A 12,073-nucleotide genomic window follows, 5' to 3' on the forward strand; every position below is an offset into this window, starting at 1 on the left:
ACAAAATTAGCTTGTGATCGCATAAACCGTCAGTTGCAGCTTGATGTAGCTTAATTTTTGAACTGTAAATTTGTAGTCGGGTTAGTCTACAGTTTTTTAGAACGATGCATTATGAAATTGATTCATTTATGTGAATAATAATGATATTATATACCTATACCCGTATAAAAGGAGGAATACGAATGCAATATGATGATGATGTGAAAAGAAGATTGAAGCGTGTAGAAGGTCAAATTCGCGGTGTTTTGAAAATGATGGAGGAAGAGCAACCTTGCAAAGATGTCGTAGCCCAATTATCTGCCGTTAGAAGTGCAGCGGATAAGGCAATAGCCTACATCGTTGCGGTAAACCTTGAACAGTGCATTATCGAGGAAAGAGAAGCTGGCAGAGATACAAGCAAGATCGTCAAACAGGCGGTGGATTTGTTAGTTAAAAGCCGTTAATGAACTAAGAAAAGAGGTTATACCATGGATTATAACTTGATTTTTAACATCGTTTTGGTCGCCTTTCTTGCCTGGTTTGTGTATTCCCGATTTGCCGGGGTCAAAGGTCTTAAAAACCTTATGCCCAATCTGTTTCAGGATGAATTGAAAAGCAATCATAATAAAATCTTAATTGATGTCCGCGAACCTGGCGAAGTAAAGCAAGGTTATATCCCAGGAGCAATAAACATCCCGTTGTCTCAAATTAAAAACAGAGTAGGAGAAATTCCAAAAGATAAAAGTATTTACCTGTATTGCCGGAGCGGGATGAGAAGCAAACAAGCAGCTCGTATCCTAAGCAAACATGGTTACTTGAACATGGCACATTTGCAAGGTGGTATCATGGCATGGGGTGGACAGGTACGAAAATAATTGAAACCATCAGTCTTTCCTCCGACTGATGGTTTTTTATTAACATACATTTTACCTAATTTCTCAGGGGAGAATATAGAATGTCAATGGTTTCCGCCATTGTGTTCAATGTAGGTTTCTATTGCAGGATGAAATTCTTTAACATAATGACCATTTGGACAAGATTTTACGACGTGGGATAATAAAGCATTGCTTTTGTCTGTGAGTAAGACCTGATTGCATTTTGGGCATTTTTCAGAAAATAAGCTGTTGAAGATATTCATTTTTTAATCCCCCTAAATCCAAGTTGTATACTTTGAATTATAAAATAAAACGGCGAAATTTTAAATAAAAAATATTGGGAAAATTACGGAGGATCATTATGTTTCACTATACCGTCGATACTGAAAAATCAGTCGAGGAAGCCATTGCCGCTTTAGAACAAACGTTAAAAGAAGAAAAGTTCGGTGTCCTTTGGCAATTTAGCATTCAAGATAAATTAAACGAAAAAGGGATCGAATTTAATCAAAAGTATAAAATTCTTGAGGTTTGCAATCCGGTTGAAGCGAAAAGGGTGTTAAGCGAGAACTATTTAGCTGGATATTTTTTACCGTGTAAAATTGCTGTTTATGAACATGAGGGTCAGACTAAAATTGGTCTCCCCAAACCTTCTGCGCTGATTGGGATGGTTGAAAATGAATCGTTTGAAGGTCTTAAAGGAATAGCACAGGATGTCGAAAAACGATTGATCGCGTGCATCGATAAGAGCAAGTGAAGTGAAGGGTTGTTGACTTACTTTGGGACAAGAGAAAACCGTTGACTCTAAATATATACAGCAGCATCTAGCGAATGAACGAACATTTCTTGCTTGGGTAAGAACAGGTATTGCTATTGTGGGATTAGGCTTTTTGGCGGCTGGAGTTGTCTTTCGGTCAACAGCTCACGAGCAGCTCGGACATTGGATTGCAGCCCTGATCGGCGTAGGAGCTGTAGTTTTTGGTGCAATCATATTGGGATGCGCGACGAGGGATTATTTGAGTAAACAGAAAGGCATTAACAGTGATACATTCCGGTCGCCCAAATTGTCTATATGGGTCACGTTTGCAAGTTTAGGCTTGGTTGATTTGTTTCTATTAGCGTTAGTAGTTGTCTTAGTCTTATATTAAAATGACGAACCATTGTTCATGGTAAAGCGTTCCGTTTTGAGGTGCAAAATCGAAAATGACAATAAAATGACGGTCAAACTGACAACAGTATTGACACGTCATTTTTTTCTTTCGTATCATGGGAATTCGGGAATTGGTATTGAAGCTGACAGTTATTTTGGCTAAAGAATGTTTAAAGGGATTTTTTTCGGAAATAACTAATGTAGAGACAAAAACTCGTGTCAAATCACGTGTCAATTTCGGTGTCAATTATATTAGCAATTTTGATGCCAAACCCTTTTTTTGATTTATAATAAGTCGGGTCTAGTAATATTAAAGAATTTGTTTATAAGGGAAGCTCCTTCAATGATGTGAATAATGGAGAATGCTATAATTATATGGTTTTATTCAGCAACCATCGCATCTGCTTTCGTTTTATGAACCGTACCAAATGGATGCTCAGGCGGAGCATAGATAGTATAAAGTTTAAGTGGGGTATTGCCCGTGTTTATTAAATTATGCCATTTTCCAGCAGGTACCATGATTGCATAATCATCATAAACCCTTTTTTCAAAACTTAAATTATCTTTAGTATCACCCATACGAACTATGCCTTGCCCCTCTTCAATACGCAAAAATTGGTCAACAGTGGGATGAACTTCTAAACCTATGTCTTCCCCGACATTAATACTCATCAAAGTGACTTGTAAGTTATTTCCTGTCCATATAGCAGTTCGAAATGTGTTATTTTGCTTTGTAGCCTTGTTAATATCAACAACAAATGGTGTTCGACCATAGTCGTTTAACTCAATATTTCCATTCATGTTTGATGATTGCCAATAACCAAATCGGTTTAAATGGTCTATTTCTTGTGGAATCGTCCAGTACACAGGCTGTCTTGTATAATTATACATTGGTACGCTAACGTGGTATGGATATGGGTACATATATCCAGCGTAATACATTTTGTTTACTCATTCCCCTCGCAGAAGTATAAAATATGTTATTCACTATGGCTTGGGAATGGTACATTTTCTGTGATGTACTACTTTAGGAATTTATTGACAAGGCACCTTTGCTCCTTTTTGGTGGAAATTAATTACAGAAAAGAATATTCCAAGTATTTGCTTATTATAATGCCTGGTTCCGTACTACTTATATAAAAACGCTTGGGCATTTTTCGCCCCAAGCGTTTTTCTTGTACAATTTTATGTATCGACCCATTGTTATTTTTTCCGTGTAGGAGTCCTACCCTCTTTTTGATGTCGGTTAATTTTGTCAAACTTTAATTTTGCTCCTCAAAACAGAACGTTTTATGTTCATGGTTCGTTTTTTAATTTTTCGTAGCTTTAACGTTTCTTTAAAAAGCATGTTTATGATTAACATATACCAGTTTCAAGGAGAGAACTCTATGGAGCTAAAGGGGAAATCTATCCTCATCGTTGAAGATGATCCAAAGATTCGTCAACTAATCAAAATATATCTTGAACAAGCTGGATATGAAGTCTGGGAAGCGAAAGATGGTGTAGAGGGACAAACCATGTTTGAACATGTTGACCCTTGCTTTCTGATCATGGATCTTATGCTTCCGGAACAAAGCGGAGAAGAATTATGCCAATGGATTCGTCAAGATATGAAGAGCGATGTGCCGATCATCATGGTAACAGCTAAGGTAGATAAGCAAGATCGAATTAAAGGACTTCAGATGGGAGCGGACGATTATGTGATAAAGCCATTTAGTCCACAAGAATTGGTGGCGAGGGTTGAAACCGTACTCCGGCGTACTGCAAATCGATGCAGCAAGATCAGTTTCAGGGGGCTAACGATTAAACCGTTAAGGGGAGAGGTGAAATACAACGGTGAAATCATAAACCTCACGCAGCATGAGTTTAAATTGTTACATTTTCTGATGAAACATCCAAATCAAATTCTTAGTCGGGATCAAATTCTTGAAGAATTGTATCCGAATGATGAGAAGCTCGTTATCGAAAGAACCGTTGATGTTCATATCAGTAAGCTCAGGGAAAAACTAAGTGAATTCTCAGGCATGCCAGACTTTATTGATACGGTAAGAGGAATGGGGTATCGGTTTGTGGCTCTTTAATAAACATTTTTTTAAGTCCTGGAACAAGAGCTTGGTTTGGAAGCTCATATTTGTAAACGTGATCGTCATTGTAGTGGTTATATGGCTGACTGGCGTTTCGGTAAAGGATTTTGCGTGTTTTCTCGTGAACCAATACTCCATCGTTAACAAAGAGAATGGCGAACTTTTTAATGAAACGATGCACTTTTATTTACTTCGTGCAAGCATAACTGCAAGTATAGTAGCCGCATTTATTCATTATTTTTTTATTAGAAAAATATTATCCCCATTGCAAGCTTTGACTAAATCAGCACGACAAATGACAAGCGGTATTTACCCAAATCCTTTAAAAGTAACAAATGATGAATTGGGGCAATTAAGCCAAGATTTTAATCAAATGATCAGCACCCTTAAACAAGCAGAGGAGAGCCGGAAAAACATGTTAGGAGATATATCGCATGAACTGCGCACTCCGTTGAGTAATTTAAACGGGTATCTCGAAGCACTAAGTTCCGGTGTTATAGATGGGGATAAGGCGTTATATCGTTCATTGCATGAAGAAGCAAAGCATTTAATCCGGTTAGTGGATCAACTGCATCAGCTTACGTCTTGGGAAACCAAACGACTGAATAGTTCAGTTCGAGAAAAGATTGCTATTGATAAAGTGATCAATAATAGCGTTCAGCTCTTTGAACTGGAATTTTTTAATAAAAACATTGAAGTTTTAGTTGAAACAGAACCGGCAGTTCTTATGGGGGATGAAATTGGACTGAAGCAAGTATTGGATAACTTACTTCACAATGCTATCCGATATAACAGGGGAAATTTTATAAAATTAGAAGGCAGAAAAGTAAATGGAGATCATCTTTATCGGGTTACCGTAACAAATAAAGGAGATTTTATTCCTTCAGACAAAGTTTCTCACATCTTCGAACGACTTTACAGAATAGATCCTGCACGCCAACGAGCAACCGGCGGTTCGGGATTGGGACTGGCGATCGTTAAGGAAATTATTACGCAGCATGGAGGTCAGGTCGGGTTGGATTCGGATGGGGGCTTACACTCATTTTGGTTTACATTGCCCATAGACAGCTAATTTCAAATACTAAGGTAAATACTATAGAAAGAGAAAAGAAGGAGCGATGTCGAATGAATGAACGCCGGTTTGATCCTGCAAAAATGGCGCGTCTGGATAATCCGGAACGCCGTAAGGCTTTGCCGCCGGAAAAGTTACTACAAGAATTTAATCTAGAGCCAGATGACGATGTGCTGGATTTAGGAGCTGGTACCGGATATTTCACTCTGCCTGCTGCTAAGATGACTCAGGGGACGATTTATGCTTTGGATGTGGAATCGCAAATGCTTGGTGTGTTAATGGAACGGACAGATGAAGAAGCCTTAATGAACGTTCAGTTCGTTCAAGGAGTAATTGAAGACATCCCAATGGATCCCGAAAAAGTGGACAAAGCAATCGCATCATTTGTATTGCACGAGGTTGAACCGCTCTCTAAAGGACTCGAGGAAATAAAACGAGTTTTAAAACCAAGTGGACGTTGTTTATGTATTGAATGGGAAAAGAAACCGATGGAGCAAGGTCCTCCGTTTGAACATCGAATTCATTCCGATGATATGAAGAAGGCATTCGAGGAACATGGATTCTCTGTGATCTCAACAACATTTCCGTCCGATTCTCATTACGTAATCATTGCACAAAAATAACCTTTGGCGGGATATATGTGTCCCGCCAAAGGTTATTTTTATATGGAGTAGATAAATCGTTTCTCATCAATTGCTACTTCTTTCTTTAAAGAAAAATAGGCTTTGATTACGTCATGCGCCTTCATTTGTAAGATCTTGCGGTTGGTTTGGTGTTTTTTAAAAATTTGATCACTTGCTCCAACTACGCGATATGTTTTTTTGGGGTCTAACGGCTTCCCATTAATTTCAATATGCTGTATCCGGTGACCATAAGGATTATAAGGTTTATATGCCATCATCAAATTTGATGAACGTAATACATAACCACCCTTCTGCTGAAAAGGATCAACTGAAAAAACTTGCTCCAAATTATTTTCTAACGATTGAAGTAATCTTGCCCCCTCAATTTCTAGCTCAAATAGCTGGGGATTGGTCGGAATGATCTGATACATTTGCTTTAAGCAGATCTTCCCCGGTAAAACAGGTACTCCGTATCTCCAGCCATGCGAAAAAGACACGTCAGCATCTATAAAGCTAAGATAAGCATCTGTTATCAAACGGTCCATTGGAGCCTCGTTTAACGTCATGCGATGGAGGGGAGATTTCAGAACTCCAATCTCTTCTGCAAGCATGCTGTTGTAGGGCTTTAGGTTATCTTCAATCATTTCCAGTATTTCTTGATCCTCTGGAAAATCTTCAGCATATAGGGGGATTAATTGATGCGCTGCTCCAGTTATTTTACCGTTATCAATCGATACATCAAGCCTGCCAAGAAAAGAGCCGCTTGACCCTGATTGAATGATCATACAGCCGTCTTTAACAATCGGAGCTGTTAGCCGGTCGTGACTATGCCCGCTTAATATGATGTCAATCCCGCGCACAATAGAGGATAGCTTTACATCCAGGGGAAGACCCATATGGCTTACTACAATGATTAAATCAACTTTGAGTTTGTTTCGAAGTGTTTCAATCTGAATTTGCAGTTCCTCCAACCCTAAAGAAAAAGACAAGCCGTTGGAAAATGAATCGGGCATGGTTTGATCAACATAGGGATAGGTTAAACCAATGATTCCAACGTTAAAACCTTGGAATTCTTTGATGGTATACGGGCTAAAGAAGGGAACTTTTGAGTTCTGTTTATGTACATTCACAGCAATTGTCGGGCAGTTTACTTTCTCCGCTAGGCTTTGTAGTTGTACAGCACCATATGCAAAGTCCCAGTTTCCAGGGACAAAAACATCCGGTTTCATTGCATTGATGAGCTCGACTATTGTATTTCCTTGGGATAAGACGGCTGGTCCTGTCCCGTGAAAAAGATCTCCTCCGTCCACATACAGAACGTTTGCACGTTCTCTTTTGACAGTATTTACGTAGCAGGCAATTCGCGCAAACCCACCAGCCATCCGATACTGTGGTTTTTCAAATCCCCAAAAAAACTCCGGGTGCGTTTCGATATATCCATGGGTATCATTTTGTTGAATAATCGTAAGTTCGTATGCCATATGGTCCTCCTTTTGCACAAATCATGCTTATTATGGCTATATCCAAAGTGAATCATAACAGCATTTTCCAATCCCCTCTTTAAAGAACCTTAACAGTTCGTTGTTAAGTTTTTTGTAGGAGGGATGTCTGAATGTTGCCCGCTGGCTATACGGAATTAATTTGTGAATTACTGCTCCTTACGTTCTCAGATGTAAAAATGAGATCAAAGAAAGGCGGGGGGAATTTTCAGAAACGTCAAGAAGCATTGGCTTTCCTGGAAACGGAATGGTTTGAAACGCTTTGCGTTGCCGTTGATTTAGAGCCCCTCGCCGTCAAGCATTGCGTTATACAAGCATCCCAAGTGAAACGTTAAAAGGGACGGCTTCTGCCGTCCCATAGAATGGATCATTTGATTGCACTTCCTCCAAAAACGAACCGGTACTCCCAATGCTTCCCTTCGATGGTATCCACTCGTACCCCGCCTGACTTCTTCGAATACGTATGCAGAATTTTCCCGTTACCTAAATAAATACCGTCATGTGTGATCCGTTGCTTAGCTTTATTGATCCCGGAGTAACTCGATTCTTTAGAACCCTTATAAGACATGAAAAACATTAAATCACCTGGTTTAAGATCTCGCCAATTTGTAGTCGTTTTTCCTATTTTCTTTACATGATCAGCCTGTTTTCTGGAATCTGCCGGTAAAGTAATACCGCTTCCTTCTTTAAACGCTTGACGTACGAAATCAGAACAATCAAAGGTTGACACTGTGGAGCGATCCGATCCAAACTCATAAGGCGTTCCTAAGTATTTCATTCCTGATTGAATGATCTCTTCTATGTTTGCTGGCGCTGTTTCTGGCTTACCTGGAGTGGGGGACAATGCCCCGAATTTTATATATTTTGGCTGGGTAGATACGTAGCCATTGGTTCTATTTGCATCCTTCACCTTATACCAATATGAATTCACTTTTTCGATAAGCTCGACACGTTCACCGGATGTAAGATAGCGGATGCGTTTTCCAGACAGGGAAGGCTTGTCCCTAAAGTTAACACTGCTAGTGACCACACCAGTTTCACTGTTGACCACCTGAACATATTGAGATTGGGAAGATACATAACCAATCGTTCCATTCCGATCTTCGACCTTGTACCAGTAAGAATTGACTTCATCAAGAATCTTCAGCTGTTCCCCAGATGAAAGATAGCGAATTTGATCCCCTGACAACGAGGGTTTTTCTCTGAAGTTAACCGTTTTGACCACTAGACCATTCGAGTTAGCTGTTGCAAAAGCAGCGTTATGATCGGCAACGTATGAAACTCCTAGCATTGCAGGGATCAATAGAGCAGCAATTTTACTCTTCAACATGTAAAAACCTCCTGGTTACATTTGTTGACTCTCACGTAAGAGCCTTGGATACAAATTATCATGGAGGTGTGAGCCTACCTGGGCGTAAAATTTTCCATCCTGCTTTAACGAATCTTAACATTGGGTAATTAAGATAGGGCTTGTAGAGGGGGAGTGCCATGACGCCGCTGACTATAGGTCCTTTTGTTTTGGAGAGGGAGATGTTTTTTTTATTACTCTCCGTTTTAGCGGGTTACGCTGTTTTGAAATTTCGAATCAATAAAACAGATTCCAGTAGTTTTGAAATGGATAGCATGTTTACAAATTCTATTCTTTTATCATTTTTAGTTTGGAAATTTAGTTTGATTCTCTTCGACCCGCTGGGAGTAATCAGACAACCAGCGATGATTCTGTATTTTGATGGGGGGATTACGGGGATATGGCTGGCGGTTGGAGCGGTCCTCATATATTTATTTCTTAAAAAAAGAAAAAACGGTATTCCATGGTCAATATTATTGGATGGCGCGGCAGTAAGTTGGTTTGGAATGTATGGGACGTACCATTTACTGCTCTTTACGACGAACCATTTCACTTGGATGTTCCATTTGTTGGCTATGATTTGGTCACACGTGATACTGGGAGTTTGGATCAGAAGGGAAGAAGTAAGCCTGCCCAGATTCATTCAATATGTGCTCTGGTATTTGATCGGACATGCGTTTATCCAATTCTTTAGTCATGCTCCTGATGTATTCTGGGGTCTCAATGGTGAGCAAAGCCTGTATTTAGTTCTTGCAGCAATAACTGTGGTAGTTTCACTTGGTATAGAAAGAGGTCGAAGGTAAGGGGGGGACTCATTTGGAAAACGTAACATTTTTCGTAGCATTTACCGCTGGGATATTATCTTTTTTTTCACCGTGCATATTCCCGCTTATTCCGGCTTACGTATCCCAGTTGACCGGATCGATGGTAAGAGATAATAAAATTCTTGTTAAAAAAAGAACGATATTCTCCCGGTCGGTATGGTTCATCCTTGGTTTTAGCGTTGTTTTCGTCGCTATGGGTGCGTCCGCCAGTTGGGTAGGTCAGTTCTTTGTTACGTACAGAGATATGATTGGAAAGTTAGGCGGATTGTTGATTATTATTTTTGGACTGCAAATGGCAGGGATTCTGCAATTACGAATGCTTATGCTTGAAAAAAGCTGGTTTGGGCAAAAGCTGACCGGCAGAGGAAGCGGGAACTCATTTATCATGGGTGTGGCATTTGGCTCCGGATGGACGCCATGTGTTGGACTCGCCCTTTCTTCCATTCTGCTGTTAGCCGGCTCATCTAATACGGTGTACAGCGGAGTAATGATGCTATTCATTTATTCGCTTGGATTAGGACTGCCCTTTTTATTTATATCTCTTCTCATCACCTATTCATTGAATGTTGTAAAAAAGATTAATCGATGGCTGCCTTACTTGTCCGTTGCAAACGGTTGGATTCTTGTGATCTTGGGGCTGCTGCTGTTTACAGGTCATCTTGAAAAAATGAGTTCTTGGCTTGCTCAATTTACTTATTAGGCGGGGTGTATGGAAATGAAGAAAAACGTAATAGCAATCATCGTTATATTGGCGCTTGTGGGATGGGGGATTTATGATTCCCGTGATTCCCAGTCAAATCTGGAAGCTTCAAATTCAACACAAAAAGAAACAGCCGAAGTGAAAGTTGGTACTCAAGTTGGTAACATGGCTCCAGACTTTCAACTTGTTTCCCTAGATGGGGAAGAGGTAAAACTGACAGATTATCGCGGAAAGAAAGTGCTTCTAAATTTTTGGGCAACCTGGTGTCCTCCTTGCCGGGTGGAGATGCCTCATATGGAGAAATTCTATAACGATTTCAAAACAGAGGAAGTGGTCATTCTTGGCGTGAACTTAACTCATACGGAAGAGTCGGTTGCGAATGTTCCGATTTTCGTTGCTGATTTCGGACTTACTTTCCCAATCGTGTTCGATGAAAAGGGACAAGTAAGTAAGCTGTACCAAGTGGTTGCTTATCCAACGACTTATTTGATCGACTCTGACGGCATTATTCGTGAAAAATTTCAAGGTGCCATCAATTATGAGATTATGGATCAATCTGTATCTAAGATGGAACAAAGAGGTGCTTAATGGACAGCCAAATTAAAAAAATTATGCTTTTTACCCTTAGCGCTTGCCCGTTAGGGCGTTCGATGGGCACTGTTTTAAGGGAAGTAATAAGGATATTTGAAAAAATTGAGTTAGAGACGGTTTTCATAGATGTTCAGACAGAAATGACTAATTTTTATCGGGTAAAGAAAAATCCAACCACAATTTTTATTGATGATTCCGGGAACGAAAAATATCGGGTGCAGGAATTTCTAGAAACGGAGCATGTGATTAACCTACTGGAACAGATAAACCAAGGAGAGTCGGAGTGAAGGGAAATTGAAGAGAATCGTGAAAGCGAAGAGAGATACACAATTTATTTATTCCAAAATGAGGAGATTGTACCGATTAAGGTAATATACACGAACCTTACGTCGGTGCGTGCGCCACGAATTACGTGCGGCGTGGTTGTTTGGACATTGTAGAGATCCGCTCCCTTAGTGTAATAGCTTTATTCTACAAGCCCTTATTTTTTCTGTCCAACTAAGTGTAGCCTATCCAACAGCACTCCCTAATAGAGGCGAAATTAATGGGGTAACACTGGTTATTGTCGTAAGAAGTGTAAAAAACTTTGTTAATTCAACTCCATTATAAACATCACGTACTATTGCACGAGCGATAACAAGTCCAGCAGAAGCCGAAAATCCTTGTATAAAACGCAGCGCAATAAACACTTCAACATTTGGAGAAAAAGCACAACCGATAGAGGAAATGAAAAACAATATCATCGAAACTAGTAACGGTTTACGTCTGCCATGTACATCGCTTAAGGGACCAATTAGTATTTGACCTAAGCATAATCCTAACAGGGCAGATGTCAAACTTGCTTGAACCATGGATGCGTTTGTTTCAAAAAACTTCATGATTTGTGGAAATGATGAAAGATACATGGCAACAGTAAATGGTCCCAATGCACAAAATACTGCTAACAAAAAAGCAAATCTTACAGGATGATTATTAACTTCGTGACTCATTTATAACTCCTCTTTGAAATATTAATTAAACAAAAACTCGAAGTGCCTTTGACACTCCAAATTTTTGTTGGCATGAAACTAACTACGGGTTTATTTCTTTTCTGTCTTGCCACACAAATGTTGATGTTCTGTTAGCAATCAACCACTTTCCGTTTTCGAAGACATATTCATCTTTATACGAAACTGCCGAAGTGTTATTGATTTTTTTGCCATTCGAATCAATTTCATAAATCTCATGCCTTGATATGACTGACTTTTTTAGACATAGAAAAAGGAGTACCTCCCCAAATCTCGAATAGGTTAAGCGACTAAACCAACCAATTGAGATGAGGTGAACTCCCT

The 12,073-nt window shown here is 39.6% G+C and carries 17 protein-coding genes and 1 pseudogene; 12 read left to right on the forward strand and 6 right to left on the reverse strand.

The features are described from left to right. Window positions 1-182 precede the first annotated feature (182 nt). The gene (locus ACFPXP_RS09405) at window positions 183-443 is read left to right on the forward strand and encodes a metal-sensitive transcriptional regulator (protein ID WP_379893950.1); all 261 of its coding nucleotides are present in this window, start codon (window positions 183-185) and stop codon (window positions 441-443) included. 24 nt (window positions 444-467) lie between these two features. Continuing rightward, window positions 468-854, forward strand: a complete 387-nt coding sequence (locus ACFPXP_RS09410) for a rhodanese-like domain-containing protein (RefSeq protein WP_379893951.1) — start codon at window positions 468-470, stop codon at window positions 852-854. Window positions 855-937: 83 nt separating this feature from the next. On the opposite strand, the gene ACFPXP_RS09415 is transcribed toward ACFPXP_RS09410, so the two are convergent. Continuing rightward, on the reverse strand, window positions 938-1,117 hold the full coding sequence (locus tag ACFPXP_RS09415) for a hypothetical protein (RefSeq protein ID WP_379893952.1): 180 nt from the start codon (window positions 1,115-1,117) through the stop codon (window positions 938-940). A gap of 98 nt (window positions 1,118-1,215) precedes the next feature. Between ACFPXP_RS09415 and ACFPXP_RS09420 the strand changes: the two genes are divergently transcribed. Both ACFPXP_RS09420 and ACFPXP_RS09425 read left to right on the forward strand, forming a co-directional pair. Next, entirely contained in the window at window positions 1,216-1,608 is a 393-nt protein-coding gene (locus ACFPXP_RS09420) for a DUF302 domain-containing protein (RefSeq protein WP_379893953.1), read from the forward strand. A 22-nt stretch (window positions 1,609-1,630) separates the two neighbouring features. Further along, window positions 1,631-1,999: a YidH family protein gene (locus ACFPXP_RS09425; protein WP_379893954.1), complete on the forward strand. Its 369-nt coding sequence runs from the start codon at window positions 1,631-1,633 to the stop codon at window positions 1,997-1,999. A 383-nt stretch (window positions 2,000-2,382) separates the two neighbouring features. Here ACFPXP_RS09425 and ACFPXP_RS09430 read toward each other — a convergent pair whose 3' ends face one another. After that, entirely contained in the window at window positions 2,383-2,943 is a 561-nt protein-coding gene (locus ACFPXP_RS09430) for a cupin domain-containing protein (protein WP_379893955.1), read from the reverse strand. A 446-nt stretch (window positions 2,944-3,389) separates the two neighbouring features. On the opposite strand from ACFPXP_RS09430, the gene ACFPXP_RS09435 reads away from it, so the two are divergent. The 3 genes from ACFPXP_RS09435 to ACFPXP_RS09445 are packed head-to-tail and all read left to right on the forward strand — an operon-like array spanning window position 3,390 to window position 5,780. Next, window positions 3,390-4,082: a response regulator transcription factor gene (locus tag ACFPXP_RS09435; RefSeq protein ID WP_379893966.1), complete on the forward strand. Its 693-nt coding sequence runs from the start codon at window positions 3,390-3,392 to the stop codon at window positions 4,080-4,082. Then, the gene (locus ACFPXP_RS09440; RefSeq protein WP_379893956.1) at window positions 4,069-5,157 is read left to right on the forward strand and encodes a sensor histidine kinase; all 1,089 of its coding nucleotides are present in this window, start codon (window positions 4,069-4,071) and stop codon (window positions 5,155-5,157) included. Before ACFPXP_RS09435 ends, ACFPXP_RS09440 begins: the two co-directional genes overlap by 14 nt. A gap of 53 nt (window positions 5,158-5,210) precedes the next feature. Continuing rightward, window positions 5,211-5,780 (forward strand): class I SAM-dependent methyltransferase, encoded by a 570-nt coding sequence (locus ACFPXP_RS09445; protein ID WP_379893957.1) that lies wholly within the window; start codon window positions 5,211-5,213, stop codon window positions 5,778-5,780. Between the two features lie 38 nt (window positions 5,781-5,818). Here the strand turns inward: ACFPXP_RS09445 and ACFPXP_RS09450 are convergent, their stop codons facing one another. Further along, window positions 5,819-7,261: a bifunctional metallophosphatase/5'-nucleotidase gene (locus tag ACFPXP_RS09450; protein WP_379893958.1), complete on the reverse strand. Its 1,443-nt coding sequence runs from the start codon at window positions 7,259-7,261 to the stop codon at window positions 5,819-5,821. A gap of 131 nt (window positions 7,262-7,392) precedes the next feature. Between ACFPXP_RS09450 and ACFPXP_RS09455 the strand changes: the two genes are divergently transcribed. Further along, window positions 7,393-7,614 carry a hypothetical protein gene (locus ACFPXP_RS09455; RefSeq protein WP_379893959.1) on the forward strand — a complete coding sequence of 74 codons (222 nt, stop codon included), beginning with the start codon at window positions 7,393-7,395 and terminating at the stop codon, window positions 7,612-7,614. 32 nt (window positions 7,615-7,646) lie between these two features. Here the strand turns inward: ACFPXP_RS09455 and ACFPXP_RS09460 are convergent, their stop codons facing one another. Next, window positions 7,647-8,609, reverse strand: a complete 963-nt coding sequence (locus ACFPXP_RS09460; RefSeq protein WP_379893960.1) for a C40 family peptidase — start codon at window positions 8,607-8,609, stop codon at window positions 7,647-7,649. A gap of 158 nt (window positions 8,610-8,767) precedes the next feature. Between ACFPXP_RS09460 and ACFPXP_RS09465 the strand changes: the two genes are divergently transcribed. The 4 genes from ACFPXP_RS09465 to ACFPXP_RS09480 are packed head-to-tail and all read left to right on the forward strand — an operon-like array spanning window position 8,768 to window position 11,029. Continuing rightward, window positions 8,768-9,430 carry a hypothetical protein gene (locus tag ACFPXP_RS09465; protein WP_379893961.1) on the forward strand — a complete coding sequence of 221 codons (663 nt, stop codon included), beginning with the start codon at window positions 8,768-8,770 and terminating at the stop codon, window positions 9,428-9,430. A 13-nt stretch (window positions 9,431-9,443) separates the two neighbouring features. Further along, a complete protein-coding gene (locus tag ACFPXP_RS09470; RefSeq protein WP_379893962.1) occupies window positions 9,444-10,151 on the forward strand; it encodes a cytochrome c biogenesis CcdA family protein in 708 nt (235 codons plus the stop codon). 9 nt (window positions 10,152-10,160) lie between these two features. Then, window positions 10,161-10,739 carry a peroxiredoxin family protein gene (locus tag ACFPXP_RS09475; protein WP_379893963.1) on the forward strand — a complete coding sequence of 193 codons (579 nt, stop codon included), beginning with the start codon at window positions 10,161-10,163 and terminating at the stop codon, window positions 10,737-10,739. Beyond that, complete coding sequence (locus ACFPXP_RS09480; protein ID WP_379893964.1) at window positions 10,739-11,029, forward strand: hypothetical protein; 291 nt, start codon at window positions 10,739-10,741, stop codon at window positions 11,027-11,029. The genes ACFPXP_RS09475 and ACFPXP_RS09480 overlap by 1 nt, the downstream gene beginning before the upstream one ends. A gap of 222 nt (window positions 11,030-11,251) precedes the next feature. Here ACFPXP_RS09480 and ACFPXP_RS09485 read toward each other — a convergent pair whose 3' ends face one another. Both ACFPXP_RS09485 and ACFPXP_RS09490 read right to left on the reverse strand, forming a co-directional pair. Then, window positions 11,252-11,731 carry an MFS transporter gene (locus tag ACFPXP_RS09485; protein ID WP_379893965.1) on the reverse strand — a complete coding sequence of 160 codons (480 nt, stop codon included), beginning with the start codon at window positions 11,729-11,731 and terminating at the stop codon, window positions 11,252-11,254. Window positions 11,732-11,813: 82 nt separating this feature from the next. Beyond that, window positions 11,814-12,073: pseudogene (locus tag ACFPXP_RS09490) on the reverse strand (hypothetical protein); the annotation flags it as partial.

Source organism: Marinicrinis lubricantis (assembly GCF_042658665.1).
Lineage (GTDB): Bacteria > Bacillota > Bacilli > Paenibacillales > KCTC-33676 > Marinicrinis > Marinicrinis lubricantis.